Genomic DNA, 25,093 nt, shown 5'->3' with positions numbered 1-25,093 from the left:
GAACGGCCGGTCTCACCCCAGGGCTGACCGCGCGCCTTCGGCCGGCCCGTACGGCCGTCTCACTGTCTGGAGCGACCGGCGGGTGTCACCGCCCGGTCTGAGGGGCGCCGCCGTCCTGTCGGGGGCCGGGAGGTCACGGCGTCCCGGCTGACTGGCGCTCCGCGATCAGGCGGAACACCCGTTTGAAGGCCGCGTAGTCGGCTTCGCCCACGGCCTGGGCGTGGGCGCGCTCGATGGCGGCCATGGCGGCGTCCGACTTGGCCATCTCGTCGAGCCCTTTCTTGGTGGGCACGATCAGCTTGGCCCGGCGGTCGGCCGGGTCGGGCCGGCGCTCCACGTACCCCAGGGCCACCAACTCGTCCACCAGGGTTCCGATGACCTGTTTGTGCTGCCCCGACTGGGCGGCCAGGTCGGTGGCCCTGCTGCCCTCCTCGTCGAGGTAGGCGAGCACGGCGCCGTGCCGGGGCCGCAGCTCGGGGTGCCCCTGCTCCCCGACGGCGCCGAACAGCTCCCGCTGCAGGCTGAACAGTGTCCGGCTGGCCAGGATGCCGAGGTCCGGGTCCTCCCGCTTGCGCTCGCTCCTGCGCACCATCACGCCTCCATTTAGTCACTATCTTTGACTGTCACTAATTCTTACTATATCGTCGTACTGCGACCACGGCAGTGGAACTCGCCCCGGCCGAGGGCGCCGACCGCCCTTGGCCCGCTACGAGCTGATCGACCAACGGGTGCCCACGGAAGAGGGCGCCGCGACCGAGAGTGGGCACTGACCATGACCATCCTGATCACCGGCGCGACCGGCACCGTCTCCAGCGCGGTCCTCCAGTCGCTGCCCAGCACGGCCGACGTCCGGCTCCTGGTCCGAGACCGGGCCAAGGCGCCGACCGGATACGAGGTGTCGGTGGGCGACCTGGACGATCCCGCGACACTCGGCCAGGCGTTCGCGGGCGTCGACACCCTCTGGCTGCTCACCGCGATGGGCCCGCAGGCGCCGCACGCCAGCATGAACGCCGTCTGGGCGGCCAGGAAAGCGGGGGTCCGGCACGTCGTCCGTATGTCGGCCATCGGTGCGTCCCACGACGCCCCCACCCGCAACGGACGCCTGCACGCCCTCTCCGACGCCGAACTCCAGGCCTCGGGCCTCGACTGGACGATCATCCGCCCCGCCTTCTTCATGCAGAACCTCTTCGGCTCGGTGACCGGCACCACACTGTACGGATCGACGGGCGACGGCAAGATGGGCCTGATCGACGTCAGGGACATCGGCGAGTTCGCCGCCGGCGTCCTCACCGACCCGGCGCCGCACAAGGGCAAGATCTACACCCTGTCCGGCCCGGCCAGCATCTCGCTGCGGGAAGCGGCGGCGGAGGCGTCGGACGTCTACGGCGAGCCGATCGCGTACCAGCCCGTCACCCCGCAGGACGCCTACCAGGCGATGCTGGCGGCGGGCCTGCCTGAGTGGAACGCGGCGGTCAACGTCGAGTACGGCATCGCCTACTCGGGCGGCTGGGGCGACTTCACGACCGGCGACTTCGCCCAGGTGACAGGCCACGACGCACGCTCCTTCAAGGAGTTCCCGAAGGACCACGCAGCTCAGCTCCGCCCCACCGGCAACTGAGATCGGCGAGACCATGGACACCCAGGGGGGCGGGTTCGGACACGTCCTATGCAGAGGTACGGGTCGGCTCGCCCCAACGTGCGGCTCGGCGCGGCTGGGTGGCTTGGCGCAGCCGGATGGCGGGCTGGTGGGCACGGCCCGAGGAACAGGTCGGCTCGGCGCGACGGGCGGCTTGGCGCAGCCCGCGGGATCGTGGGCCGGGCTCGCTTAAGTGGTATGGGTGAGCCGCGATGAGGGTGCGGTGTCGGTTCGATCAGGAGGCGTCGGTGAGCGCGATGAGGATGTGCTCCATGCACGCGTGCCCCGCACGCTCCGCCGCGGTGGCGTCGCCGGCGGCGATGGCACGGGCGATCGCGTCGTGCGGGATGTAGCTCTTGTTCAGCGAGGTGCCCGCGGCCGTGATACTGGCGCGCAGCGCCGCGGAGAAGTCCTCGTAGAGGTCGATGAGCACGAGGTTGTGCGTGGCGTGCGCAACCGCCATGTGGAAGGCCAGGTCGGCCTCGACGAAGAGGTCGGGGTCGTCGAGCTCCCAGGCCCGGTCGCGCTCGGCCAGCGCGGCCTCGATGCGCAGGATGTCCTCGTCGTTGCGGCGGGTGGCGGCCAGACGAGCGGCCTCGACCTCGAGCGCTCGCCGCACCTCGAGGATTTCCAGCTGCTCGGCCTGACGCAGACGCCTGAGCATGGCCCCCGACAGCTCGCTGGTGGCGCGCACGTACGTGCCGTCGCCCTGGCGGCACTCGAGCAACCCGGCGTGCGTCAGCGCACGCACGGCCTCACGGACGGTGTTGCGCCCGACCCCGAGCTGCTCGGCCAGCACGGTTTCGGTCGGGATCTTCCCGTTCATCTGCCACGACCCTGAGGTGATCTGCTCCTTGAGCTGATCGATCACCTGGTCGACGAGCGAAGCCCGCTGAGCCGTACGCAGACTCACAGTCCGCCTCCTCCGGGAAACCAATCATCCTATGAGTCAATGACTGGTAGACCCTAATTATTCCAGACTCCGAAACACAAATCTGGAGCCCCCGGAGAGTTCAGCGAGAAATGCTCGCGTCGACTGTCACCCCCGCCATCGCGGATCGGACCCCAGCGGCCTCAAGAGCCTTACGATACGCGGCGGTCTGCTGAACCCGGTCTCCGGCCCTGCCGTACAGGTCGCCCAGCTCGCGCCAGCAGCGCGCGGCCTGCCTGTCGGAGCCGAACACCGGCCGGTTCAGCGCGCTGAGCAGCTCGTGCGCGGCACGCAGGTGCGCGGACGCGTCGCCGCCGAGATCGAGCGCGACCGTGCCCAGCAGCAGCCGGGCCTCGGCCGCCTGCGTGCCGGCAGCGTCGTCGACCAGCGCGAGCGCCGACGCGGCCAGCTCGCCGGCCCGCGCCGGGTCGTTGGCGCGCAGCCGCACCCTGGAGTGGGTGATCAGGCTCTGGCCGTGCTCGCGGGCGTTGTCGCCGGACGCGGCGAACGCGCGGGTGGCCGCCTCGGCCAGGCGCTCCGCCTCGGCGATCGGCGCGCTGTCGAGCCTGGCCCAGTGCATCGCGGTGCGGGCGAGCTGGAGCGCGAGCCTGTCGTGGCGTCCGGCCATGATGGCGTCGTCGGCGAGCCGCACGGCCAGCGCGGAGTCGTCGCCCGCGGCCGCGGCGACGCTCGCCTGCCACAGCGTGTGGATCTCTCCGGAACGGTCCATAACGTGTGGCACCCCGCTCGTCGCGAGCACCTTTTCCACGTACTGGAGCTCGGTGGAGTGGCCGTCGTGCTCGCCGCGGGCCTCGACCAGCGCGGCGGCCAGGTCGATGGCGATCTCGCCCTGCGTGATCTGCAGGCGCTCGGCGTTGTCCAGCGCGTGGGCCGCGAGGTCGCGGGCCCGCAGGCGGTCGCCCGCGCGCAGGTAGCAGCGGCTCAGCGCGACGGTGAGCGGCAGGTCGGCCAGCCGTTCCGGATGCGCCGCGGCCTCCCTGCGCAGCCGCTCGAACGCCTCGACGGCCTGGCCGAGACGGCCCTGGGCCTCCAGCGCGCGAGCCCTGCCGAAGCGGGCGTGCGCGGTCAGCATGGCGTTCTCCTCGTCGGCCGCCTTCACGATCTCCGTGAAGCGGTCGGCGGCGACGGCGGGATCGCCGTGCTGGAGCTCGAGCTCGGCGTGCCGCAGGCCGAGCTCGGTGTCGATGCGCTGCCGAGGTTCGATCCCGTGCAGGAGGAACTCGGTGGTGCATCCCAGCCGCTCGGCCAGAAGGCGGGCGACAACCGGAGTCGGTGTGCGCTTACCCGACTCGATGAGTGAGACATAACTGTCCGACAGGTCGGGCCCGGCCAGTTGGGCCTGGGACATCCGCCTGTTCAACCGCAGTCCGCGGACGCGGTCACCGATGGTTCCCTGACTCGGCATCTCATCTCTCAAGGCGGGGAAGGGTCAACAACACGCAATGATTGCATGAAGTAGCCGAATCGGGTATCCCCGCCTGAAGAAATCCCTACAGGGAGATTAATCGTCTCCGTCGTCCTTGCCCGGGAATAGCATCTGGCAGACCTCCAGATACAAGGTCTCGGGATAGGGGATGTAGTCCACGTTCGACAGTGCCTGATCTTGACCGGCCGACTCGAGGATGAACTCTCCGTAGCCGAGCATGCGCCCAAGCAGAGAACGCTGGAAGCTCATGTCGGTGACCTTGCCCAGTGGCATCATCGCGACCTTGCGCGTGATCAGACCGGTAGTCAACAACATGCGCTTCGAAGTCACCACAAAGTAATCGACTGACCACTCCGCGACTTTCCATACGAAACGGATCAGTAGGAGTAGCCAGAGCCACCAGACGACGACCAGGGCCGTGCCGCCGCCCTTGTCACCGAAGAACTTGCTGAGCAGTCCAGCGATGATCAGGCCGCCGAAGACTTCGGCGACCGGACGGAGCAGCACGGCCGGGTGGCGCCGCACCATGATGACCTGTTGTTCGTGGGGGAGTAGGTAACGGTTGACCGACGACGGAGCAGAGTCCCCGTGGGTCACAAGTCTCATGCGAGGTTGTTCACGAATTGAGCCAGCGAGTCTGCCGCGTTGAACATTGTGTCGAACGCCCCTCTGACCGCGTCTGCGGCGTCAGCTGGTCGTGCGAACAGGTAGTACGCCACAAAAGCGAGACCACCCCATGTGAGGACCTTTTTGACCTGCACTGTCGCCTCCGTACCACTTACCTACTACGCCCGCCCTATACATTACCCACCCCGCAGCCGGGGTAAAGGTAACTTGACGGGTCATTTTTGATCTTGGTTACCCACGCTCGCTTGCCACGAGCGCCAGAACGTGAAGGTGCTTGCGGGCGATCCGTTCGACAAGGCTGGGATGGGCATAGCCCGTGACCTCCAGCGCGCCGTAGTGCGCTGCCTCCACGCAGCGCGTTACGGTGGCCGGGGAGTGGATGCCCGCGAACTCGTCGCGCAGCGCCAACTCCACGTCCACGTACGGACTCGGTTCCGCCTCGGTGCGCTCGTTCACGAGAACACCTCGGTAGCCGGAAAATCGCGCATCGTGCCCCCTCGCGCCCATGCGGAAGTTGCCTTCCTCTCTTTACATACCCACACAACCACAGTATGTAACGAAGAGACGACTCTGAGTGACGGAAAGGGACTTTCTTCAGACGACGCCGTACAGCCGGTCGCCGGCGTCGCCCAGGCCGGGCACGATGTAGCCGCTCTCGTTGAGCCGGTCATCCAGGGCGGCGGTGACGAGCCGGATCGGCTTGCCGGAGTTCGCGAACACCTTGTCCATGTACGCCAGCCCCTCGGGCGCGGCGAGCAGGCAGATCGCGGTGACGTCCACGGCGCCGCGGTCGAAGAGGAACTGCACGGCGGCGGCGAGCGTGCCGCCCGTGGCCAGCATCGGGTCGACCACGTAGCACTGGCGGCCCGACAGGTCGTCGGGGAGCCGGGTCGCGTACGTCTCGGCCTGCAGCGTCGACTCGTTGCGGATCATGCCGAGGAAGCCGACCTCGGCCGTCGGCAGCAGCCTCGTCAAGCCGTCGAGCATGCCGAGCCCCGCCCGCAGGATCGGCACCACCAGCGGGTACGGCTTGGCCAGCCGGACCCCGTGGGCCTGCGCGACCGGGGTCTCCACGGTCACGTCCGAGACGCGGACGTCTCTGGTTGCCTCGTACGCCAGCAGCGTCACCAACTCGTCCGCGAGTCTGCGGAAGGTGGGCGAGTCGGTGCGGACATCGCGCAGCGTGGTGAGCTTGTGCGCCACGAGCGGATGGTCGACGACGAGGGTTTCCATAAGGGACAACGGTATCTTGTGTGGAACGTAACGGCACGTCGCGCGTTGGTTTTGATCACAATTTGGTCGGAGCGGCACACGACAGGCGGTCGGGTCTGGAACGATTGGAGGCCGTAGAGGCGCTATGGCTCTCAGAGGTCGGGTGGGAATGGCGATGACGGACGAAGACGCGCTCGACTTCGCCATCGTGGTCTATCGCGAAGACGGACGCTGGGACGCCGAGCTGCTTCCCGCGACGCTCACCTCCGACCTGCACGGGCTGATCCACGCTCTGCGCCAGCAGCCCAGCGAGAGCCCCACGATTGGCCTGGTCGCCGTTGGGGATGAGTTCTTCGTGGCGCTGCGTGTTCTCGGCGATCGGGTGGACGTCTTCCTCTCCGACATAACCGCGTCCTGGGACTTCCCGCTCGCGCGGCAGGTGCTCGAGTACCTGGACGTGCCGGTTCCCGACGAGGAGGAGCTCGACGAGATCCTCCTGGACGAGGACACCGTGCTGCCCGCGGGAGATCTGTCGATCTTCGCTGACCTCGGGCTGGACGAGATGGAGCTGGGCATCCTGTCCGGCGACATCGACCTGCTCCCCGAGGACGTGCTGTCCAGCATCGCCGCCCGGCTCGGCTTCTCGGAGCCGTTCGAGCGTGCCATCGAATCGGTCTTCGGCTGACCCTCTTCAGGAGCGCGGACATGGCGAACACCTTCTCTGCGGCCTTCGTCAAGACCTCAACCGGCTGGAGCGGCGCCGAGGTGGATCTCAGGGACGCCGAGATCGTCGACGACCTCGGCGACGCCGTGTCCGACGCGCTCAGCCTGTCAGGTGACGAGCTGGCGCTGCTCTGCGTCGAGGTGGAGGACGAGTGGTTCGCCATCGTCCGCTACCTGGGAGAGGAGGAGCCGAGAGTGTTCCTCTCCGACGCCCACGCGATCCTGTCCGACAGCCTCGGCGGGCTGTTCGCCGAGTTCGCCGGAGTGTCCACCGACAAGGACGGCAACAACCTCGGCGTGCGCCCGGCCGGTGACTTCGAGCTGCTGAGCGACCTGGGCGTGAGCCCTGAGGAGCTGCTGGAGCTGAGCATGGAGGAAGGGGTGCTCCCGGCCGACATCCTCTCGGTGATCGCCGAGCGGCTGGCGTTCGCCGACGAGCTCGACCGGTTGAGGTGAACATCCAGGACGCGATGCGCCTGGCCCTGGCGGAGGCCGCCGAGGCCGGCAGGCGGGGCGAGGTGCCCGTCGGAGCGGTGGTGCTCGGCCCGCTCGGCGAGGTGCTCGCGGCGGCCGGCAACGACAGGGAGGCCGGCGCGGACCCCACGGCGCACGCCGAGATCCTCGCACTCAGGAAGGCCGCGCAGGCGACGGGCCAGTGGCGGCTGACCGGCTGCACGCTGGTGGTCACGCTGGAGCCGTGCACGATGTGCGCGGGCGCGGCCGTGCTGTCGAGGGTCGAGCGCGTCGTCTACGGCGCGGTCGACGAGAAGGGCGGTGCGGTCGGCTCCCTCTGGGACGTCGTCAGGGACCGCAGGCTCAACCACCGGCCCGAGGTCGTCATGGGCGTGTTGGCCGAGGAGTGCTCCGCCGTCCTAAAGGAGTTCTTCGCTACTCGGCGGATCCGGTAAGCTCGTCGGCGGTGGTGTCGCCTAGTGGCCGAGGGCGCACGCCTCGAAAGCGTGTGATGGGGCAACTCATCCGTGGGTTCAAATCCCACCACCACCGCCACTCAAGGGCCTCTGACCTGCAACTGCGGGTCAGAGGCCCTTTTGCTTGCCTGCGGCGGGTCGTCTCTGCGGGTGTGGTCAATCCTTGTCGGAACGGACGGGCCGCCCGCCCCTCGGGGGTGGCGGCGGGAGGGCGAGGACCGCGCGGACCGCGGCCGCCAGACGTTCTCGGCTGTCGGCTCCGATGACGGGCCGGCCGTCTGCGGACGGCGCGGCCAACGCCCGGCGGAACACAGCCGTCGGCAGGTCGACGACGCACAGCGTGATCACCTCGACGCTGACCCCGTCGGCCCGGCCCCACAGCGCCCGCGCCAGGCGGGTCAGCAGCGCCACCAGCCGCTTGTCCAGGGCGAAGATCGCCTCGGCCAGTTCCTCTGGCACCTTGGGGCCGAGCAGCTGGTCGCGGCGTACCGCCACGAGCATCCGCGCGGCCGCGGGCCGCCTGTCGGCGAACACCGCGGGCGCGCTCGCCGCCGCCACCACGGCCTCGACTGCGGCCTCGGCCGCCTCGTGGCCGCCCCTTTGCGCCGCGTCGACGAGCTCGACCTGCAGATCCAGGAAATCTCCCGCCGCCCTCAGCCACAGCCGGCCGAGTAGCACCGGCAGCGAGCCGAACGCGTGGTAGACACGGGGCGCTTCAAGTACTACGCGGGTCCGGTGAAGGGCTACGGCAAGAACCTCTGCGTGACGATCGTCGCCGCACACGGCGACCACACGGGTACCCGCCTCAACGACGGCACCCACGGCTACCGGCAACTCGAATCCGTAGCCTGCAGATAAAGATCATCTGTCCCCATTCCAGGGAACTCAGTCCGTAAGGCTGGATTTCTGGCGAGGTGCGCCTCTACCGGCTGCTGGGTGCACATAGGCGGGCGGACCGGTTCGCGTTCCGCCGCCTTCAACGGAAAGGGGCTCCGAGCCAAGCTCGGAGCCCCTTTCCGGATGTTCCTGGATCATTCGCTCGGCAGCTCCAGGACCCTGGCGTGCAGGATCGACCTCTGGTGCAGGGCCGCGCGCAGCGCCCGGTGCAGGCCGTCTTCCAGATAGAGCTCGCCCTGCCACAGCACCACGTGCGGGAAGAGGTCACCGTAGAACGTGGAATCGGCGGCTAGGAGCGAGTGCAGGTCCAGCATGGCCTTCGTGGTGATCAACGAGTCGAGCCGGACCTGCCGCGGAGGGATCTGCGCCCACTCTCTGTGGGTCAGACCGTGGTCGGGATAAGGGCGTCCGTCGCCGACAAGCTTGAAGATCACCCCATTGATTTTAGGAGAGAATTCGTTTCCTCGCGCTGCCTGATGGCATCACCGCAGCTCCGACTGGTCGCAATCGGCGGGTTTGCCGGACTTGTAGCCCTGCTGGAAAGCGTTGACGCGTTGTTTGGAACTGCCGTGCGTGAACGATTCCGGATCCACCCGGCCGCGGGTTCTGCTCTGGATCCGGTCGTCGCCCACCGCCGCCGCGGCGTCGAGTGCCTCGGCGATGTCGGTGCTCGTGAACGGCTTTTCGTAGAAGCCGGTGTCGACGGCGTTCTTGGCCCACACGCCCGCGTAGCAGTCGGCCTGCAACTCGGTCGGCACGGAGCTGCCCGACGAGCCGAGCCGGCCGAGCAGGTGTTGCGCGTGGTGGCCGTACTCGTGGGCGATCACGTACGCCTGCGCGAACGGGCCGCCCTTGGCGCCGAACCGGCTGTGCAGCTGGTCGAAGAAGCTCAGGTCCAGGTAGACGCGCTGGTCGCCGGGGCAGTAGAACGGGCCGACCGCTGAGCTGGCCGCCCCGCACGCGGTGCGCAGGCTGCCCGAGTACAGGATGGTCTTGGCCTGGCGGTAGCCGGAGATCTGCGTCCTCCAGTAGCCCTGGACACTGTTCACCACGCCGACGACCCGGCACTTCTCCGACTGGTCGGCGTCCTTGCCCGTCCGGCACTCCTGGGCGAGGTTCGACGGGGGCCGGCGCTGGGTCGGCCGGTCGCCGCCGTCGCCGATGTTGTTGAGCACGAACACCACGACGAGCGCGATCAGTGTGACGATGCCGCCGCCGCCGATGACCATGCCGCCCGGGAACCCGCCGCCACCGCCCCCACCGCCGGCGTCCTCGACCTGTGAGGAGTCGAGGTCGGCGTCGTCCCTGAAGTCCATCGATGACGTCCCTTCTCGGAGGCTGCCCGAAGACAGCTTCCCGAAAGGGACGCCCGGACGCCACCGCGGACGGCGGAACGGATCATCGCACCCGGCGCGCCAGGGTCCGTGCAGGCGGCGCCGGTTGGTGAGGGACACCTTCCGCGCGGGTGGCCGGACATGGGGGGCGAGCGGGGCATTTCGGGCGGCTCAGCTAATCTGCCCGTATGACGGGCGGCTTGCTTGGAATCGCGCTGGTATCCCTCGGTATGGTCCTCACCCCGGGGCCGAACATGATCTACCTCGTCTCCCGGTCGATCACCCAGGGCCGCCGGGCCGGCCTGATCTCGCTCACCGGCGTGGCGCTGGGCTTCACCATCTACCTGACCGCCACCTGCCTCGGCCTCACCGCGATCTTCGCGTACGTCCCCGTGGCGTACACCGCGCTCAAGCTCGCGGGCGCCGGCTACCTGCTCTGGCTGGCCTGGAACGCGGTCAAGCCGGGTGGCACGTCCGCCTTCGAACCGCGCGACCTGCCGGTCGAACCGCCCCGCAAGCTGTTCGCCATGGGCCTGCTCACCTGCCTGCTCAACCCCAAGATCGCGATCCTGTACCTCTCGCTGCTGCCGCAGTTCATCGACCCCGCGATGGGCCACGTCCTGCTGCAGAGTCTGGCGCTCGGTTCGGTTCAGATCGCGATCGGCACCCTGGTCAACGGCCTGATCGCGGTGACGGCGGGAACCCTGGCGGCCTTCCTGGCCCGCCGCCCGCTGTGGCTGCGCGTGCAGCGCTACTTCATGGGGACGGTGCTCGCCGGCATCGCCATCCACCTGGCCACGGACCGCACCAAGGCCCTGGTGACGGCGTAGCGCCCCTGGGGTTGCGCGCGCGTCACGTCCGCGTCGCGGACCGGTGGCGTGGGGCTGGCCACGATGGACGTCGACAGTCAGAGCGGTCGCCGTCGATCGACTCGGGTGGCCGGACCCGATGGGGAGGGGGCGCCCCATGCACCGCACGCGCTCTACCATGCGGCTCGTTCTCGCTATGCTCGCCGCTTTCGCGCTATCTCTGACCGTGGCGATCGTGGCATCGGCCTGGCCCTCGCGGAGGAGCTCGCCGCCCACGATCGTGCTCGACCTCGGTGGCAACGGTCATGGCGACAGAGGTACGGCTCCGCGGCCGTCGGGCCGGGGGCACTAGCGTCCGTGGCCGGGAAGGCGCCAGCGCCGCTCCGCGCCGGCAACGTGCGTCTCGACGGCCAGAAGTGGGAGTAGGCGCTCAAAACGGCGCCGGCTCCTCGCCGCGGCAGGGCTGCGGCGAGGGCCCATTGACACCACGGTCACGTGGCAGCAGGCGACCCCGCCGGTCATCGACCAGGTGACAGGGAACTGCGCTCGGCGCTGGGGGTGATGCCCAGGCGTTCCAGCAGCAGCCCTTCGCGGGTGGACCAGGGGCAGATCTCCACGCGGGCGGCCTGGCAGGCGTCCATGATGGCCTCGGCCACCAGCGCGCCGGCAAGCGACTGCTCGGCTCGGTGGCGGCTGATGCCGGGCAGCTCACCGCGGCGGGAGGTGCCGGTCTCGGCCAGCAGGGCGATCGACGCCCGTAGCTGGGGCAGGGTCAGGTCCTGGCCGCTGTGCGGGGGCCGGCCGGACGGCTTGCCGTACGCGGCGACGAGCCCGGCGAGCTGGGCGAAAGCCTTGGAGCAGGCCAGCACGCGGCCGCCCGCTGGGGCGGTCGGCAGGCGGGGCAGCTCGCTGAGCGCCTGGCGCAGATGCTGCCTGAGCTCTTTCAGGTGCCTCTTGGACGAGATGACGCCTCCGGGCAGCCACCGGCGTGTGACCGTCCTGGCCCCCAGCGGCAGTGAATGGACGACCTCCGGCTGGACGCCGGTGCCGGCGGCGATCTCCACGGTGCCGCCGCCGATGTCCAGGACCAGCAGCGGTTCGGACGTGCTGCCCGCCCACTGGCGAGCGGCCACGTAACTCAGTCGCGCTTCCTCCTGGCCTGGCAGCACCCGCAGCCGGGTGCCGGTCGTCCGTGCGACCCGGGCGATGACCTCGTCGCGGTTGGGAGCGTCGCGGATGACGGAGGTGGCGAACGCGAACACCTGCGGCCCCTGATCTGAGTCCTCGCCCAGTGCCTGCGCCACCGCCTGCTGCACGCTGCGGACCCCACGCTCGCGCAGGCGTCCGTCGGGCGTGAGCATCTGATGCAGGCGAAGGCGTACCTTGCGGGATAACAGCGTCTGCAGTGCCCCGTCAGCGCGCCGTTGCCGCCCTCGCACCACCGTGAGCAGGGCACTGTGGCACCCCACATCCAGCACCCCTGCCTTACGCATCGGGCACCACCTCCTCATCTTCGGGGAAGGCCCCCAGTGGCTTCTCGGTACCTGGGGGGCAGATTCACCTTCCCTGCGATCACTGGAGAGCGCCAGCGGTTCTCAGCAAGGAGACGAAACCCACATTGTGCATGGGCCCCTTCAAGGAACCACGGGGCGTCCGTCGAAGCAGGCGGATCGTCCCTCAGCGGTCGAGCCGCGCTCAGACAGGCAAGCTCCTCATCAGGTCGATCCGGGCGGACGACGTCAGGGCACATGCCGAACGTCATCAGGCAGTACCGGCACCTGCCACGTCTGGTGCAGCGGTGGTGACCAGCCGTGCGAGAACGGCCCCTGCCGTGACTCAATCAGCCCGATGACTTCCTCGCGAGCTGCAGTGACCCGCCGATGCACCTGATCGTCGACCAACCCGAGCCGCCGGCCATGGTGATACTCGTCCTCGTCCTTCCACCGGAAACGTGAGCAGTCCGGGTCGACGATCAGGTCCAGCAGGAGATCGAAGGTGTCGATGCCCATGCGGGTGCGCTGTTTCGGCAGGTCGAAGTCCACGTACCAGGCGAGCGGCCGCTGATCCGCGTCGAAGTACTGCCGCACGGTGAAATGGGCGTCGAGGCAGTACCAACTGCGCACCGTGGTATCGCGCCACGCCCAAGACCCGAGCTCCCAGGTACCCGATGCCAGCTCATGGATCGTCCGCTCCCGGTGGAGCCCACCGTTCAGGAACGAAGCAATCCATGTGGTCGATACCAAGCTGCGCAGACCTGGCCAGTTCGCCACCACGAGGTACTCATCGCTGTCCTGGAGCACCCGATACGGCATCGCCGACCACAGCTTGCCGTTCCACACGTGGCGACGGACCACGGTCGCACCCGGCTCGAAACGTTCGGACTTGATCGTCATGCACTCGATCCTGCACTGCCGGTTCGGAAACAGGAGCGAGCCGGCGTGGCCGCTTAGCAATCAAGATTCGAAAGGCCGGGCTCGGGTGGGTCGATCTTTGGGAAGCAGGCCGCTCAGCTGGCGTCGGCGGGCCCGCCTGAATAATCGCTTGCATGTCGGGCCGCTGCTCACCATCGTGAACACGATGAGCGACGTGCCCGAGCGATGGACCCAGGCGAGTGTCTACCCCGACATGTGGGCGGACCCCGACGAGGATCCCCGCAACAAAGACGGAGTCAGCCCCGACGGTGAGTTGGCGACGTTGCAGAACTTCCTGAGGGACTATCGACTGACCCTACAGATGAAGTGCGAGGGGTTGGATCCGGAGAAGCTGGCGCGCCGGTCGGTGCCGCCGTCGACCATGTCCTTGCTGGGTCTGGTCCGCCATCTTGCCGAGGTGGAGCGGGACTGGCGCAACTGGATTCTGCCAGCGGACCCAGCACCGAAGCTGTACGGAGCGCGTGATGCCGACTTCGAGGGAGCCGTTGCGGAGCAGGCGCTGGTCGAGGGCGCATTCGCCGATCTTGCTCGTGAACAGACGGCAACCGATGCAGTGCTGGCCGAGTATCCGGATCTGGGCGCGCGGGTGGGTCAGGACGGCATGGCTGTCCGGGAGTTGTGGGTTCACCGGGTCGAGGAGTACGCCCGCCACTGCGGGCACGCCGATCTGCTGCGCGAATGCATCGACGGCCGGGTAGGGCAATAGCGCACGCGACCCTGTACACGCTTTCCAAGTCTGGCTGACCTTCGTTCACCACCGGTCATGGCGGTCTCTCATCTCCGCGTACGCCTACCACCCCGTCAGGACCTTTGCCTGGCGCCGCGACGAGCAGCACACCGCCCCCGCCCTGCGCAGGTAGACCCAGCCCGGCGCCCTGTGCTGCCGACGAACTCGTGTGGTGTTACGGGGTGCGCAGGCCCTCGTGGTGCTTCACAGCGAGGCGCCAGACCATCAGGATCGCCACCACGCTGAAGCATGCGTCCAGGATGTATGCGACGGACATGGCATTGGATACCGGGATCATGTCCGTACTGACCATCGCGTGATCCTCGCTGGCCCCGGTGTCGAAGGACAGGTCGAGCATCTCCCAGGCCAACCACCGCGAAGCCATCACGAAGAACAGTTCGACAAGGAAGCCGACGACTCCCCACACGATCACGAGCACGGAGGTGGGCCCGGGACGCCGTGGATGGCCGAGTCGCCAGATCTCGTTGACCATGATGATCAGCGGGATGTGTGTCGCCAAGCTGACCAGCGTGGCCGGCAGGAACAGGATCGGTAGCACGGTACTGACGAGTCCGAGCACGACGGGCACGACGAACAACGCGACCAGCGTCTCTTTCTTCCACTGGACCCTGCCGGGCGTGCGCAGCTCGATGTTGCCGCGCATCCGCAGCAGCATGACGATCCAGATGACGGTGGTGCCCCAGACGAGTAGGGTGCCTGCCCATCCCAGCGCGCTGAGCTGTGCTAGTCGGTCGGTTGCCTCGCTGATGGTGAGGTCCGGTACGTCGGCGTGCAGGGCCTGCCACTGCGTGATGTTCGTGATATCCAGCAGGATCCCGGCCACGAGGGCGATGTTGATCGCTACGGCGAGTCCGCCGACCCGTCTGGGGCGCGGTGGTGGCGCCGGCGGGTGCGGCTGGGGCGGTGGTCCGTACTGCTGCTGGGTCATCACGTGACTCCCGAGGGTCGGTGGTGGAGGTGTGCTCTTGGGCGGGGTTCAGGACGACTGATCGTGACGCGACGGCAGGTGGCGTCCCATTCCGATGTCAGCAGGAAAGGCCAGGTCATGGCGTGGACACGGCCGTGGCGTCACCGTTGTCTCCATCGGAGTGCCGCCCGTCCTCGATGACTGCGACGCGGAATTGCAGGTATCCGCTGTCGTCTGCCAAGCAGCTGTCGGCGTGCTCCTGGTGAAGGTGTGCTGCGATGACTCGAGTCTGTGCAGCGGGCGTGAGCCGTGTCCATGTTCGGCGGGCATCGTGAAGATCGAAGTTCGTTATCTCAGCTCATCCCGATGTTCATCGATGTTGCCGAACAATGGCGAGCACCGATGAGCGAAGGAGTACCGATGGGGCGCAACCCGAATCCATTGGAGGGAGAGGGCCCCGTCGTCGAGTTCGCCGACCGGCTGCGCCGATTACGCGGAGAGGCGGGGCTGACCCAGCGCACGCTGGCCGCCAAATGCCACTACGCGCCCAGCACGATCTCCATGGCGGAGGGCGGCAAGAAAGTTCCGTCGTGGGAGGTCGTGCAGACCATTGTCAAGGCCTGCGGCGTCGCCGACCTCACCGAGTGGCGCGAGGCCTGGCACGCTACCCAGCAGCGAGACACCGCCCAGGAGGAGACCACCGCGCAGGAACTGGCGGGCGATCCTTCCGGGAGCGCTGCTCCCCGGCAGGAGGCGTCAGGGCGGAGGTGGGTGCGGGCCTGGGGCGTACCGGTGATCGTGGCGGTTGTGTCGTCGGCCCTGACGTGGGCGGTGGCGCTGGCGGTGCTGCAGCCCCATCCCAGGGCCATCCCCACCGCTCAGGCCACCCCCGCCACGACTTACCCCGTGGGCAGGGACCCAATGCCGACGCAGGCCTGCGGCGGCACCACCTTGGGCTACGACTGCCAGGGCAAATCGCCGCGCATGTGGGGTTGCTGGGACCCCGCCAACGCCGTCATCGGCAGCATCAAGGAGATCAACACCAAATACGGTACGGCCTACCTGGAGAACTGGTACTCGAAGGCGTGCGGCACGAACTGGGCCAGGCTGAAGATGCCCGACTCCTGGTCGGCTCGGCTCGAGATCGTCTCCAGGGAGGCCAGGCTCTGCCATCCTGCCGACTGCACCACCTACAACACCACCGTGCCGCCCCTGTACACCAACATGGTCTTCGGCATGAACAGCCCCGTTACCGCCCACGCTTTCATCAAGCTGCCCTCGGGCGAGCAGAAGAAGGTGACCGCAGACACCACAGCGGGCTGACGGGCACTCCTCTTGCACAAGAAGGGGGCACCGCCGGGCAGCCCAAGTCGGGTAGGCCCTGGCCAGGGCAGGCAGGCCTCAGGCAGGCGGTGCCAGCAGGCCTACCCGATCAAGAAGCGCATCATCCAGATCCCCCACGAGCACCCCGTTGTTCACCGAGGGCCGGCAATGGGGAATGATCCGCACCCAAACCGGCGGCCCCTCCTCGTAGCCGAAGAGCAGATGGAGCATCTCCCGTCGTCCGCCACCGCCAACATCGCCCCGCCCGCTGCCCCATGGCCTCCGGGGCGAGGGCGACCTGACCCGGCACCATCGACATACTGGACGGACTGACACCTTTTGGGCTGTTCGTCCGTCTCAGTAGAACGAGCATGCGGCGAAGGTACCGAGGAGCTGATCGTGGACGCGGCAGAAGACGATGAGAAAGTGCAAGCCGCCGCCGTCCTCGTGGGTGACGAGCGTGCCTTCGGCGAGCTCTTCGAGCGCCACCGGCGGGAACTGCAGGTGCACTGCTACCGCATGCTCGGTTCGTTCGAAGAGTCGGAAGACCTGGTGCAGGAGACGTTTCTACGGGCGTGGCGCGGACGCGCAACCTTCCAGGGCCGGGCCACCTTCCGTGCATGGCTGTACCGGATTGCGACGAACGCCTGCCTTGATTTTCTCGCCCGGCACCCTCGCCAACCGCGAGTGCGTGAGGAGGGCCAAGGGACGGGCCTGGGTCCGCCACCGGCCGAGATCCGGTGGCTTCAGCCGTACCCGGACCGGTTGCTGGAGCCGGTCGCTCCCGATGACGCCGAGCCGGACGCGGCCATCGTCAGCAAGGAGACCATAGAGCTGGCCTTCCTCGCCGCCATCCAGCACCTGCCGCCCAGGCAGCGGGCCGTCCTGATCCTGCGCGACGTGGTCGGCTGGTCCGCGAGTGAGACCGCCGCGCAACTCGACACCAGTGTCGACTCTGTCAAGAGCGCTCTGAAGCGGGCCCGCTCCACCCTGCGATCACACCTGCCAGAACGGCGAATCCGATGGGCGTCGTCGACGGCTGCGAGCGCGCGGGAGAGGGAACTGCTGCGACGGTTCATGGACGCCCATGACCGGGCCGATCTGGCCGCCCTGGCGACGTTGCTGAGCGAGGACGTCCGGATGACGATGCCTCCGCTGCCGTTCTGGTTCTGCGGTGTCGACGCGGTCCTAGGCTTCGCTGCGCAGGCCTTTGGACCAGGCTCGCCGCTTCATCGGGGGCGGTGGCGGAGCGTCCCCACCCAGGCCAACCGGCAGCCGGCGGTGGCGGGATACATTCGCCTTCCGAGGGAGTCCGAGTACCGGGCGCAGGTGCTGAACGTGCTCGTGATCGAGGACGGGAAGATCGTCGAAATCACCGTCTTCGAGGCACGCCTCCTGCCCTCGTTCGGGCTGCCGCCCGTGTTGGCCCCGGGCGGCGCCCCCTTTTCGGGGCGTCCGCAGTCTTAACCTCGACCGGCCACGATGAGCGTAGCCGGAACGAGAAGGAGCGTTCCCGATGACCCCTGACACTGTCGCGAGCCTGCCACAGGGCGATGTCCGTTTGCTGGACACCGCAGTGGCCCGGCGCCTGCTCGTCTCGAAGGAGTTGGCACGGCTGGCGTACGTGGCGGCGGACGGCACGCCGCGAGTATTCCCGATGTTGTTCCACTGGACGGGTGACGAGGTCGTCATGTCCACGTTCGCGGGCGCGCGGAAGATCGCCGCTCTGCGGGCCCGGCCTGATGTCGCCATCACCATCGACGCCGCTTCGACACCACCTGAGGTCCTGCTCATCCGCGGCCGAGCGGTGGTCACCGACGTCGAGGGAGTCGTGCCGGAGTATGCGCTGGCCCAGTACCGGTACGGCGGGCCGGACCAAGGCGCGGCCAACGTGGCGGCCGTGGACCACCCCGGCACCAGGATGGCCCGCATCGCAGTCCGCCCGGCCTGGGTCGGCGTCCTCGACTTCCAGACCCGCCTGCCGGGCGGCGTCAACATGGCGGACTTCGAACGCCGAGGCCGGTCGTGAGCGGGCCGCACCCTGCGACCTTCGTGCTGATCTCCGGCGCCGGGACCGATACGTGGTACTGGCGCCCCCTGGCCGCCCACCTGCGTGCGCGCGGCCATGAGGTGATCGCCCCAGAGCTGCCCTGTGACGACGACTCAGCTGGTCTCGTGGAGTACGCCGACGTGGTGGCCGACGCCGTCGGCGACCGTACCGGACTCGTGGTGGTGGCTCACTCCTTCGGAGGGTTCACCGCACCACTGGTCTGCGAGCGAGTGCCGGTCGACCGACTGGTGCTGCTGACGGCGATGATCCCCGCACCTGGCGAGCCGCCCGGCGAATGGTGGGCCAACACCGGCTGGGAACAGGCACGGCGGGATCAGGACGAGCGCGACGGCAGGCCGCCTGACGACGACCTCGCCCTGTTCTTCCACGACGTGCCGCCTGAACTCGCGGCGGAGGCTCAGAAGCGGGCTCGCGCCCAGTCGGCCACCCCCTTCGCCGCCCCGTGGCCGCTCAAGGCCTGGCCAGCCGTGCCGACTGCGTTCCTGCTCTGCCGCGACGACCGCTTCCTTCCAGCAGGTCTCATGCGCCGACTGGTTCGGGAGCGTCTGGGAGTGATCCCCGACGAGATCGACGGAGGCCACATCGTCCCCCTCAGCCGTCCCGGAGAACTGGCCGACCGGCTTGAGAACATTGAGTGTGTGATACCGCCGAATCGACCGCAACGCCCCTCGACGTAGCGAGCAAGGCCAAGAGAGGGCTGCCGGCGGCATCAGTGCTGGAGGCTCCGGAAGATCGCGCGGCGTGGGAGCGGCCGTGACCGATGTCATCCGGAACCGGTGGCCAAGCAGGTTGACCGGCCTGCTTCGGGAGGTGGGCGAGGAGGAAGACGAGCCCCCCGAAGAAGCCAACTGAGACCGGACATAGCGAAGGGGCCGACTTGGATGGGGTCGGCCCCTTCGCGTTTACTGCCTCAACCAGGCGCGGAGGATAGGGGATTTGAACCCCTGATAGGTTGCCCTATACACGCTTTCCAAGTCTGTAGATCTATGTTCGCCGCTGGTCACAGGAGTTTCTAGCTGGGCTGTAGTCCTTGGACCGGGCCCTGGTGAACTTCCACGAACGACGGTGAACTGAGACTGCGAATGAGACTGAGAATCCTGCTGAATCGCAGCTCACGGAGAAGTGCGGCGCCTTCTCCGCCCAGGTTCGCTTCGTCCTAGCAAGAGACAGGAGAGGCGCATCAATCGCTCGAAGCGGGGGTCCTCCTCTTTGGAGCTCAGGATGGTAACCGCCGCAACGATCACAAGGGCGAGTATGGCCAGCGCAGCACCTCCGGCCAGCACATAGCCCAAGACAGGGTAGGCCCAGACTCCCCCGACCCCTACACCCGTCAATGACGCTGCGCCTGCCCATCGCCCTACTGCTCTCCATGTAGAGCCTCTAGGAGATGTCGGCTCAAGGTTTGGTGCTGTCACCAGGTTCTGCCACCGCGCGTCGTTGGTGCGCTCGACCCTGGATCTGTAGAGCATGCCATTATCGGTAACGCCTCTCGAGATGCCCATCCGGAAGGTAGACGGCCTCCCGCGCCAACGGGAGGCCGTTCGCTTTCGCGAACGAATGCCGTCTGAGTTAAGGGTCCCGGTGTCCACCGACAAAAAGCCCTTGCTCCGACATGTGTCTCTACCTGCGCAAACACCGGATGATCTTCGTGGTGCTGGACTTCCTAGATCACATACATCAACATGTGTTGATGGCTGCCTTAGAGCAAGATCCGATGTACCAAAAGGCACGGTTGACCATCGATGGTTCGGCGCGAGAGCTAACTCGATCAGTCGGCGTATGGGGACTGTTGGCTGAGCTCCGTGCCACGGCTGTTCTGCGTCAGGCAACCGAGCGGCATATCCAGCATCTTCTCAGCCAGTCGCATCGGGCAACCCGGGCAGGACTGGGTGATCCGAAGCTGAACCCCACGTGGGAAGAGATTGGCCAAGCTCTCGGGGTGAGTGCGCAGGCCGCTCATCGGAAGTACAGGGCCTGGTTCGTGTCCTAGAAGCAATCAGCCTGCTGTAACACCTGCCAGGGGTGTTATAGCAGGTTTGGCGTCTAGCGCCCTGGAGGAGCGAGCGAAGCACCGCTCGCTCTTCCCCGCGTTCCCCTCGCTTTAGGGACAGCAGGGACAGCTCACTCAGGGCCGTGTCCCTTCTTGTTGTCTGCGTATGTGCTGCGCAAAGCATGTTCAGGGACAGCAGGGACAGCAGGGACACTGCCTATTCTTTCCCTGAGGGCTGTCTCGACCCTGTGATTATTTTCGTCTCCGTTAGGCTGGCCGTCTCGCCGATGCCTCGGGCCTGTACCTAAGAGGTAGCTCCAGTGCATCCGCTACAAAAGGCGACCCTCACTAAGGACCTTGGCGGCTCGCTCTTGTATCTCTTCTTTTATCGCCTCTAGACGTTGTGATGCCTCAGCCAGAGCGGCTGCATCCATCGGGTCTCCTCCATGAACTACATGGTTTCTTAGGTGCCGCAACCGTTCAAACTCAGGCTCCAGGCGGGGGTGAAGGACTTTCGCGCGCCTGAACAATGCAGAGGTTGGCATGGCTGGCTGGCGAACCTCGAGTAGAACAGCGAGTTCCCGTGCCAGGCGTTCAAGGTCGTTCCAGTGATCCAGAAAAACGCCCAACTGGTGACGAAAATCCCGACGGTCGGAGGCGTCTTCCCGGGCGGTTGATCCGTATTTGCCCTGCAGTGCTCTATACAATTCGTAGCGCGTGGGATCTTCAGTTAGAAGGGCATCGCTGATCTGCTCTGCAAGTGGTCGTACTTCAAGGTTCCCGTGCAGGGCTTCTATATATCGAGCAAGGTGCTGGGAGGTGTTAAGGCCCAAATGGGCCGTGAATTCGAAGAGAAGGTCAACGCGCCCTAGGCCGGACTCGCTGATCGGAGCTTCCGTCTTGTCTGCCGCGAGGCGTATTAGATGAGCCGCCAGCTCGTAGTGGTTCGCGAACGGTTGGCCATCTACCGTGACTCTGGCTTCCCCCGCCTTCTGCAGCATCTCTAGAGCGATCTCACCACTGATCACCAGACCATTGAGTTGGTCTAGGATGGCCTGCTCGGTGTCGGAAAGGTCTCCTGCTAGCGGTTTATATGCTAGATCGTGCTCTACTTCCGACCAGGCGTGCATCAGGATCGATGCTACCTGTATCTCGATCCTGGCTCTCGCGTACCGCTTGTCTGGCTCGCTTAGACGGTGTTCTTGGAGCTGCACCCTATAGTGGAGAGCCGAGTAGCCGGTGAATCGCTTACCCTTAGTGCTGGCATCTACCGGCGGGAAGATCTTCTTCTCTTGTACATTAAATAGTCTGTGAATTACTCCATCAACTTGAGTCCGCTCCGCAGGAAAATAAAGCGCAACGCGCACGCCTGACAGATCCACGATGTCATCATAGATATCTTCTATCGAGTTGTATCTACTATCGATCGAGTGTCGTTGAATGCATTTAGCTCGGAGGCGTGAGACTGATTTAGCCCTGTGGGTGACGATTGATCGAATGCCTGCCGCTTGTAGTGTTGTCTCGAGCTCTTGGGCTGCGATGCGTCCTACTTGTTCGTAGTAATCATATTCTTTGGTGTATCTATTTATGAACTTATCGATGAATTCCATAACTGTTGACCCACCCGCTAAAGCAGCTTGCGCATTGACGTTCGCCACAGGATAGCCCGTCTCTAGCGGCAATCGCAGTCCGATGAAGATGGCCCTGTAGCGCCCCAGGAAGGGGCGCCTCCGCGCGTCATGGCTTCCTCTTCCCGCCGCTCAGATGCAGCGAGATAGCCGTCGGGGGTTGTTATCGCTCATTCCGGCACAATCTTCGCTGTGGTGAGGTTTCGAGGGCGCGTCTCAGAAGGAAGCGTGGGTTTGCACTGGTCATGGTCAATGGGGATCTGTGGAGCGGCAGCGATACGGACTGTCTGCCTATGGGCCTACATGCTTCATGCCATGCAGCTCCAACACCTTGGCGACGGCCAGGGCGCGGGGGTGGTATCGAGGGGCGTCCCAGGAGATGAAGACGTTGTGTGAGGTGAGGATGGGCTCGCGGAAGATCCCTGGCCGGTAGAGGTCGGCCAGTACACCCACGCTCTCGACCGCCCGCACGGTGTACAAGGCGAAGTCCGCCCGCAGCATGGGGCATTCCTCCAGAGCCTTGGGGATGCAACTCCAACACGTCGGTGGGGCGTTGGTGCGGCCACTGTTCAAGCCGGTGCGCTCGAACACGGTCTTGGTCAGAGGCCACGGGATCAGGTGCGATCCAGAGTCCATCGCCGGAGCGCCGCACACCTGGCATAGCAGCTTGTCCATGCAGCGCCACTGCCGGCGCGTGTTGAGCTTTCTCATGCGCTCAGGTCCCCGCAGCTCAGGCTTGTCGCGCAAGTCGCGGGTCCTTGCCCGGAGGACCCCCGGCCGCCATGGTTCCGCTCTGGGCGGGGCGATCCAATCCCCGGGCTGGGATGGCTGGTAGGCCAGGCGTAGCTGTCCGGCAAAGGGTTCGAAGGCGATGGGATCCGTCACCAGTTCGTTGGCGAACGCGATCGTGTACGGGACGGTCGTGTACCCGGTCATGGTTGCACTTCCCTGTGTGGAGTCGGTCACCATGCGCTTAAGGTTGCTCTATAGCGCAATAGCGTAAAGGTGCAGAAGCGCTATTGCACCAGAATCATGGGACGGTGCAGGTTGACCCGAACTCGTTCACGCCGCTCTATCGGCAGGTGGCTGACCTGCTGCGCGCCCAGATCGAAGAGGGCACACTGCGGCCAGGAGACAAGCTCAAGAACGAAGACGCCCTGGCGGAGGAGTTCGGCACGGGCAAGGCGACCGTTCGCCAGGCGCTCCGGCTCCTGCGTACCGAAGGGCTCATCGACACGGAGAACCGGCGGGGGAGCACCGTCCGGCAGCCACCGGAGTTGACCGTGGTGAGCCTGGAGAAGTCGGCAAGGATCACCGCCCGGATGCCGATGGCCAAGGAGCGCATGACCTTGAACCTGCCGGAGGGCGAACCCGTGTTGGTCGTCACCTATGCCGATGGTCGAGCTGAAGTCCTGGCGCGATCAGCGATCGACGCTGGTCCCGCGTCGGGGGATCAGGAAGCGTAGGGAGCCTCTGAGAGCCCCTGAGAAGCGAGAAGAGCCTTGCCCTGAACCCTCAGTGCCCGAAGGCCCCAGTCCTTGCGGGAAGGGGACTCGGGGCGCGGAAGCTCATGTGAGCGCTGTTGCCAGCTCCTTGATATCTGTGACGATGAGATCCGCTCCTGCGCCACCAAGCCGCTCGACCTTCCCTGGCCGATTGGCGTAGCCGACGGCAACCACCCCGGCGTGCTTGGACGCCTCGACATCAGTCGTGGAGTCGCCGACCAGCAGAGCAGAGGACGGCTCCACGCCGAGATGGACCAGCGCTTGATTGAGCAGGTGGGGGTTCGGCTTCATGAGCGACGGGTCCGCAGTTGCTCGCGCTGAGACGTATCCCACCAGGTCGACGAGTCCATCCCGGTCCAAGAAGGTCGTCACCGCGGCCACAGAGTTGTTGCTGACGATGGCCACGGGCAGGGCCTTGTCGCGTGCCCGTTCCATGAGTTCCGACGCTCCCGGCGTCGGCCGTGCCATTCCGGCCGCCTTCACTTCCAGCTCGGTGAGTCTCCTCATGGCGAGCTCGTTGAGTTCGTCGCCAAGGCATGCGCTGTGCCGGAACACCTCCAGCGGGTCATCGGTGGCACACACTTTCAGTGGTAGCTGTGCGCCAGCTGCTTCCAGCGTGGCGCGGAGAGCATCCGCCACAGTAGGCGCCGGCAATCCGGCGAAGATGTCGCAGACCGGCCCGTCGAAGTCGAGCATGAGGCACCGAGTCTCGCCCATGACCGCCCGGACGGCCGCCGATCCCGAGAGCGCCATCACGGCACCTCGTGGGCGACGCTGTTCCACACGGCGTCGAACCATGCGGACGACTGCTGGACGAACTGAGCCGACGTCGAATCGGGACCGTCGCTCAGCGCGAAGTGGAAGAGCTCGGTGTCCTTCCCCATCAGGTCGAACATCTCGACAGGGCCGCCGCCCAACGCCACGGTGTGCTCTGCCACGGCGTAGTAGCCGAAGAACGCCTCTTCCCCATTGATCACGTACATCTTGGACCGGGGTGGCTCTCCGCTGATCCGGACCTCGGCGGACGCGTGCGCCACCAGGCCGAGATCTCTCAGCTCGTGGACCGAGTCCACGATGGCCTGAGCGTGCCGGGAGATGATCTTTTCTGCCCGCTGCCTGAACAGCGGCTCATCCTGCCCGTTGTCCACTCGGCAGGGGAGGGACCAAGGGCGGCTGGTGTCAGGCAGCAGGAGCCGGATGGAGATGCGCTCGGGAGTCAGGCGACCCGCCCGGATGTTGTCGAGCGCTTCCTGAACCGCGCCGTGCAACGTCTCGCCGGAGAACCCGGCAAAGTCGATGGACACCTCGGGCCGCTTGAACGCTTCCTCGATGTGAGGACGCAGGCCGACAGGGCGCGCGGTCTTCTCCCGGACGAACACGCCACTTCCCTGCCGGGAAACGATCAGCCCCTCTTCCCTGAGCAGGCGGATGGCTTGCTGGATCGTCTGGCGCGCCACGCCGAAGGCCTTGGCGAGTTCCGGCCCTGAGGGGAGCTTTTCCCCGGGCGCGAACTTCCTGGTGAGGATGGCCGCTCTGAGCTGCGTAGCGACCTGCTGGAAGGGCGGACGAGGGTCGTCCGGATCGAGTCTCATGCCCCGATCGTAGCGTCACCTGAACAACATTACTAACCAAGTTGGTCATGCCTCTTGACATGACTAGCCAGGCCAACCAGCATGATGCTTGTACAACATGCCTAGCCAACCTGGTCAGGTGGGGAGTGCGCCGGACTGCTTGGCGGCCTAGCTGGCCAAGCGGCCCGAACTGCACAGCCGGAAGACCTGGGAAGGCGCCGACATCGGCGCACGCCGACGGGCTGGAGCAATCGCCGCAGTTGAGAACTGAATCCGGGTTACCGCCTCCCACTGAAAAGGCGGCCTGAGCAGGGAAACCCGCCCCTGTTCGAACGGCTCTCAGGTCTTCCCGTCATGGGGCCTGAGCAAGTCC

The 25,093-nt window shown here is 66.5% G+C and carries 29 protein-coding genes and 1 tRNA gene; 13 read left to right on the top strand and 17 right to left on the bottom strand.

The features are described from left to right. Window positions 1-133: 133 nt before the first annotated feature. Window positions 134-592 (bottom strand): MarR family winged helix-turn-helix transcriptional regulator, encoded by a 459-nt coding sequence (locus tag ABZ297_RS01890; RefSeq protein ID WP_355337810.1) that lies wholly within the window; start codon window positions 590-592, stop codon window positions 134-136. 180 nt (window positions 593-772) lie between these two features. On the opposite strand from ABZ297_RS01890, the gene ABZ297_RS01885 reads away from it, so the two are divergent. After that, a complete protein-coding gene (locus ABZ297_RS01885; protein ID WP_355337807.1) occupies window positions 773-1,618 on the top strand; it encodes an SDR family oxidoreductase in 846 nt (281 codons plus the stop codon). A gap of 253 nt (window positions 1,619-1,871) precedes the next feature. Here ABZ297_RS01885 and ABZ297_RS01880 read toward each other — a convergent pair whose 3' ends face one another. The 5 genes from ABZ297_RS01880 to upp all read right to left on the bottom strand — a co-directional run bounded on the left by ABZ297_RS01880 (window position 1,872) and on the right by upp (window position 5,874). Continuing rightward, complete coding sequence (locus tag ABZ297_RS01880; protein WP_355337804.1) at window positions 1,872-2,549, bottom strand: FadR/GntR family transcriptional regulator; 678 nt, start codon at window positions 2,547-2,549, stop codon at window positions 1,872-1,874. Between the two features lie 100 nt (window positions 2,550-2,649). Continuing rightward, on the bottom strand, window positions 2,650-3,993 hold the full coding sequence (locus ABZ297_RS01875) for a helix-turn-helix transcriptional regulator (protein ID WP_355337801.1): 1,344 nt from the start codon (window positions 3,991-3,993) through the stop codon (window positions 2,650-2,652). 96 nt (window positions 3,994-4,089) lie between these two features. Next, window positions 4,090-4,620: a PH domain-containing protein gene (locus ABZ297_RS01870; RefSeq protein WP_355337798.1), complete on the bottom strand. Its 531-nt coding sequence runs from the start codon at window positions 4,618-4,620 to the stop codon at window positions 4,090-4,092. A gap of 252 nt (window positions 4,621-4,872) precedes the next feature. Beyond that, on the bottom strand, window positions 4,873-5,097 hold the full coding sequence (locus tag ABZ297_RS01865) for a hypothetical protein (protein WP_355337795.1): 225 nt from the start codon (window positions 5,095-5,097) through the stop codon (window positions 4,873-4,875). A gap of 138 nt (window positions 5,098-5,235) precedes the next feature. After that, complete coding sequence (gene upp, locus ABZ297_RS01860; protein WP_355337792.1) at window positions 5,236-5,874, bottom strand: uracil phosphoribosyltransferase; 639 nt, start codon at window positions 5,872-5,874, stop codon at window positions 5,236-5,238. A gap of 154 nt (window positions 5,875-6,028) precedes the next feature. On the opposite strand from upp, the gene ABZ297_RS01855 reads away from it, so the two are divergent. From ABZ297_RS01855 to ABZ297_RS01840, 4 genes are all read left to right on the top strand, one after another. Continuing rightward, entirely contained in the window at window positions 6,029-6,538 is a 510-nt protein-coding gene (locus ABZ297_RS01855; RefSeq protein ID WP_355337789.1) for a tRNA adenosine deaminase-associated protein, read from the top strand. Window positions 6,539-6,558: 20 nt separating this feature from the next. Further along, complete coding sequence (locus tag ABZ297_RS01850) at window positions 6,559-7,032, top strand: tRNA adenosine deaminase-associated protein (RefSeq protein ID WP_355337786.1); 474 nt, start codon at window positions 6,559-6,561, stop codon at window positions 7,030-7,032. Next, window positions 7,029-7,484: a tRNA adenosine(34) deaminase TadA gene (gene tadA, locus ABZ297_RS01845; protein WP_355337783.1), complete on the top strand. Its 456-nt coding sequence runs from the start codon at window positions 7,029-7,031 to the stop codon at window positions 7,482-7,484. Before ABZ297_RS01850 ends, tadA begins: the two co-directional genes overlap by 4 nt. Window positions 7,485-7,494: 10 nt before the next feature. Then, a tRNA-Ser gene (locus tag ABZ297_RS01840) sits at window positions 7,495-7,584 on the top strand. 77 nt (window positions 7,585-7,661) lie between these two features. Here ABZ297_RS01840 and ABZ297_RS01835 read toward each other — a convergent pair. Continuing rightward, a complete protein-coding gene (locus ABZ297_RS01835; RefSeq protein WP_355337780.1) occupies window positions 7,662-8,183 on the bottom strand; it encodes a TetR/AcrR family transcriptional regulator in 522 nt (173 codons plus the stop codon). Between the two features lie 18 nt (window positions 8,184-8,201). Between ABZ297_RS01835 and ABZ297_RS01830 the strand changes: the two genes are divergently transcribed. Continuing rightward, window positions 8,202-8,363 carry a hypothetical protein gene (locus ABZ297_RS01830; protein ID WP_355337777.1) on the top strand — a complete coding sequence of 54 codons (162 nt, stop codon included), beginning with the start codon at window positions 8,202-8,204 and terminating at the stop codon, window positions 8,361-8,363. A 173-nt stretch (window positions 8,364-8,536) separates the two neighbouring features. Here ABZ297_RS01830 and ABZ297_RS01825 read toward each other — a convergent pair whose 3' ends face one another. Continuing rightward, a complete protein-coding gene (locus tag ABZ297_RS01825; RefSeq protein ID WP_355337774.1) occupies window positions 8,537-8,836 on the bottom strand; it encodes a type II toxin-antitoxin system VapB family antitoxin in 300 nt (99 codons plus the stop codon). Window positions 8,837-8,884: 48 nt separating this feature from the next. Further along, on the bottom strand, window positions 8,885-9,718 hold the full coding sequence (locus tag ABZ297_RS01820) for a neutral zinc metallopeptidase (protein WP_355337771.1): 834 nt from the start codon (window positions 9,716-9,718) through the stop codon (window positions 8,885-8,887). Between the two features lie 248 nt (window positions 9,719-9,966). Here ABZ297_RS01820 and ABZ297_RS01815 point away from each other — a divergent pair, with 248 nt between their 5' ends. After that, window positions 9,967-10,566 (top strand): LysE family translocator, encoded by a 600-nt coding sequence (locus ABZ297_RS01815; protein WP_355337768.1) that lies wholly within the window; start codon window positions 9,967-9,969, stop codon window positions 10,564-10,566. Window positions 10,567-11,063: 497 nt separating this feature from the next. Here the strand turns inward: ABZ297_RS01815 and ABZ297_RS01810 are convergent, their stop codons facing one another. Further along, window positions 11,064-12,038 carry an exopolyphosphatase gene (locus ABZ297_RS01810; protein WP_355337765.1) on the bottom strand — a complete coding sequence of 325 codons (975 nt, stop codon included), beginning with the start codon at window positions 12,036-12,038 and terminating at the stop codon, window positions 11,064-11,066. A gap of 246 nt (window positions 12,039-12,284) precedes the next feature. Beyond that, window positions 12,285-12,938, bottom strand: coding sequence for a DUF402 domain-containing protein (locus ABZ297_RS01805; RefSeq protein WP_355337762.1), 654 nt, complete (start codon window positions 12,936-12,938; stop codon window positions 12,285-12,287). A gap of 184 nt (window positions 12,939-13,122) precedes the next feature. Here ABZ297_RS01805 and ABZ297_RS01800 point away from each other — a divergent pair, with 184 nt between their 5' ends. After that, window positions 13,123-13,683, top strand: coding sequence for a DinB family protein (locus ABZ297_RS01800; protein ID WP_355337759.1), 561 nt, complete (start codon window positions 13,123-13,125; stop codon window positions 13,681-13,683). Window positions 13,684-13,879: 196 nt separating this feature from the next. Here the strand turns inward: ABZ297_RS01800 and ABZ297_RS01795 are convergent, their stop codons facing one another. After that, complete coding sequence (locus tag ABZ297_RS01795) at window positions 13,880-14,548, bottom strand: hypothetical protein (RefSeq protein ID WP_355337756.1); 669 nt, start codon at window positions 14,546-14,548, stop codon at window positions 13,880-13,882. 504 nt (window positions 14,549-15,052) lie between these two features. On the opposite strand from ABZ297_RS01795, the gene ABZ297_RS01790 reads away from it, so the two are divergent. After that, entirely contained in the window at window positions 15,053-15,955 is a 903-nt protein-coding gene (locus ABZ297_RS01790) for a helix-turn-helix domain-containing protein (RefSeq protein WP_355337753.1), read from the top strand. A gap of 78 nt (window positions 15,956-16,033) precedes the next feature. Here the strand turns inward: ABZ297_RS01790 and ABZ297_RS01785 are convergent, their stop codons facing one another. Then, window positions 16,034-16,186, bottom strand: a complete 153-nt coding sequence (locus tag ABZ297_RS01785; RefSeq protein WP_355337750.1) for a hypothetical protein — start codon at window positions 16,184-16,186, stop codon at window positions 16,034-16,036. 168 nt (window positions 16,187-16,354) lie between these two features. Between ABZ297_RS01785 and ABZ297_RS01780 the strand changes: the two genes are divergently transcribed. Genes ABZ297_RS01780 through ABZ297_RS01770 form a run of 3 tightly spaced genes read left to right on the top strand, consistent with a single transcriptional unit; the run spans window position 16,355 to window position 18,703 of the window. Beyond that, entirely contained in the window at window positions 16,355-17,422 is a 1,068-nt protein-coding gene (locus ABZ297_RS01780) for an RNA polymerase subunit sigma-70 (RefSeq protein WP_355337747.1), read from the top strand. 49 nt (window positions 17,423-17,471) lie between these two features. Beyond that, window positions 17,472-17,984: a pyridoxamine 5'-phosphate oxidase family protein gene (locus ABZ297_RS01775; protein WP_355337744.1), complete on the top strand. Its 513-nt coding sequence runs from the start codon at window positions 17,472-17,474 to the stop codon at window positions 17,982-17,984. Further along, window positions 17,981-18,703 carry an alpha/beta hydrolase gene (locus ABZ297_RS01770; RefSeq protein WP_355337741.1) on the top strand — a complete coding sequence of 241 codons (723 nt, stop codon included), beginning with the start codon at window positions 17,981-17,983 and terminating at the stop codon, window positions 18,701-18,703. The genes ABZ297_RS01775 and ABZ297_RS01770 overlap by 4 nt, the downstream gene beginning before the upstream one ends. Window positions 18,704-20,345: 1,642 nt before the next feature. Here ABZ297_RS01770 and ABZ297_RS01765 read toward each other — a convergent pair. Together ABZ297_RS01765 and ABZ297_RS01760 are read right to left on the bottom strand one after the other, a co-directional pair. Beyond that, a complete protein-coding gene (locus ABZ297_RS01765) occupies window positions 20,346-21,626 on the bottom strand; it encodes a RelA/SpoT domain-containing protein (protein WP_355337738.1) in 1,281 nt (426 codons plus the stop codon). A 309-nt stretch (window positions 21,627-21,935) separates the two neighbouring features. Beyond that, window positions 21,936-22,613: a hypothetical protein gene (locus tag ABZ297_RS01760; protein ID WP_355337735.1), complete on the bottom strand. Its 678-nt coding sequence runs from the start codon at window positions 22,611-22,613 to the stop codon at window positions 21,936-21,938. A 71-nt stretch (window positions 22,614-22,684) separates the two neighbouring features. Between ABZ297_RS01760 and ABZ297_RS01755 the strand changes: the two genes are divergently transcribed. Beyond that, entirely contained in the window at window positions 22,685-23,110 is a 426-nt protein-coding gene (locus ABZ297_RS01755; protein WP_355337732.1) for a GntR family transcriptional regulator, read from the top strand. A gap of 102 nt (window positions 23,111-23,212) precedes the next feature. Here the strand turns inward: ABZ297_RS01755 and ABZ297_RS01750 are convergent, their stop codons facing one another. Both ABZ297_RS01750 and ABZ297_RS01745 read right to left on the bottom strand, forming a co-directional pair. After that, the gene (locus ABZ297_RS01750; protein WP_355337729.1) at window positions 23,213-23,902 is read right to left on the bottom strand and encodes an HAD family hydrolase; all 690 of its coding nucleotides are present in this window, start codon (window positions 23,900-23,902) and stop codon (window positions 23,213-23,215) included. Then, window positions 23,902-24,741, bottom strand: coding sequence for a GntR family transcriptional regulator (locus tag ABZ297_RS01745; RefSeq protein WP_355337726.1), 840 nt, complete (start codon window positions 24,739-24,741; stop codon window positions 23,902-23,904). Before ABZ297_RS01745 ends, ABZ297_RS01750 begins: the two co-directional genes overlap by 1 nt. Between the last annotated feature and the right edge of the window lie 352 nt (window positions 24,742-25,093).

It is taken from the genome of Nonomuraea sp. NPDC005983, from assembly GCF_040614375.1.
Classification (GTDB): Bacteria; Actinomycetota; Actinomycetes; order Streptosporangiales; family Streptosporangiaceae; genus Nonomuraea.
This window is presented reverse-complemented; position numbering and strand designations above follow the sequence as displayed.

Bases quoted from the DNA above. Each gene is read 5' to 3' on its own strand.
- ABZ297_RS01890 (WP_355337810.1), bottom strand. From the start codon at position 592: ATGGTGCGCAGGAGCGAGCGCAAGCGGGAGGACCCGGACCTCGGCATC.
- ABZ297_RS01885 (WP_355337807.1), top strand. From the start codon at position 773: ATGACCATCCTGATCACCGGCGCGACCGGCACCGTCTCCAGCGCGGTC.
- ABZ297_RS01875 (WP_355337801.1), bottom strand. From the start codon at position 3,993: ATGCCGAGTCAGGGAACCATCGGTGACCGCGTCCGCGGACTGCGGTTG.
- ABZ297_RS01870 (WP_355337798.1), bottom strand. From the start codon at position 4,620: ATGAGACTTGTGACCCACGGGGACTCTGCTCCGTCGTCGGTCAACCGT.
- upp (WP_355337792.1), bottom strand. From the start codon at position 5,874: ATGGAAACCCTCGTCGTCGACCATCCGCTCGTGGCGCACAAGCTCACC.
- ABZ297_RS01855 (WP_355337789.1), top strand. From the start codon at position 6,029: ATGACGGACGAAGACGCGCTCGACTTCGCCATCGTGGTCTATCGCGAA.
- ABZ297_RS01850 (WP_355337786.1), top strand. From the start codon at position 6,559: ATGGCGAACACCTTCTCTGCGGCCTTCGTCAAGACCTCAACCGGCTGG.
- ABZ297_RS01820 (WP_355337771.1), bottom strand. From the start codon at position 9,718: ATGGACTTCAGGGACGACGCCGACCTCGACTCCTCACAGGTCGAGGAC.
- ABZ297_RS01815 (WP_355337768.1), top strand. From the start codon at position 9,967: ATGGTCCTCACCCCGGGGCCGAACATGATCTACCTCGTCTCCCGGTCG.
- ABZ297_RS01810 (WP_355337765.1), bottom strand. From the start codon at position 12,038: ATGCGTAAGGCAGGGGTGCTGGATGTGGGGTGCCACAGTGCCCTGCTC.
- ABZ297_RS01805 (WP_355337762.1), bottom strand. From the start codon at position 12,938: ATGACGATCAAGTCCGAACGTTTCGAGCCGGGTGCGACCGTGGTCCGT.
- ABZ297_RS01800 (WP_355337759.1), top strand. From the start codon at position 13,123: ATGAGCGACGTGCCCGAGCGATGGACCCAGGCGAGTGTCTACCCCGAC.
- ABZ297_RS01790 (WP_355337753.1), top strand. From the start codon at position 15,053: ATGGGGCGCAACCCGAATCCATTGGAGGGAGAGGGCCCCGTCGTCGAG.
- ABZ297_RS01785 (WP_355337750.1), bottom strand. From the start codon at position 16,186: ATGCTCCATCTGCTCTTCGGCTACGAGGAGGGGCCGCCGGTTTGGGTG.
- ABZ297_RS01775 (WP_355337744.1), top strand. From the start codon at position 17,472: ATGACCCCTGACACTGTCGCGAGCCTGCCACAGGGCGATGTCCGTTTG.
- ABZ297_RS01765 (WP_355337738.1), bottom strand. From the start codon at position 21,626: ATGGAATTCATCGATAAGTTCATAAATAGATACACCAAAGAATATGAT.
- ABZ297_RS01760 (WP_355337735.1), bottom strand. From the start codon at position 22,613: ATGGTGACCGACTCCACACAGGGAAGTGCAACCATGACCGGGTACACG.
- ABZ297_RS01750 (WP_355337729.1), bottom strand. From the start codon at position 23,902: ATGGCGCTCTCGGGATCGGCGGCCGTCCGGGCGGTCATGGGCGAGACT.
- ABZ297_RS01745 (WP_355337726.1), bottom strand. From the start codon at position 24,741: ATGAGACTCGATCCGGACGACCCTCGTCCGCCCTTCCAGCAGGTCGCT.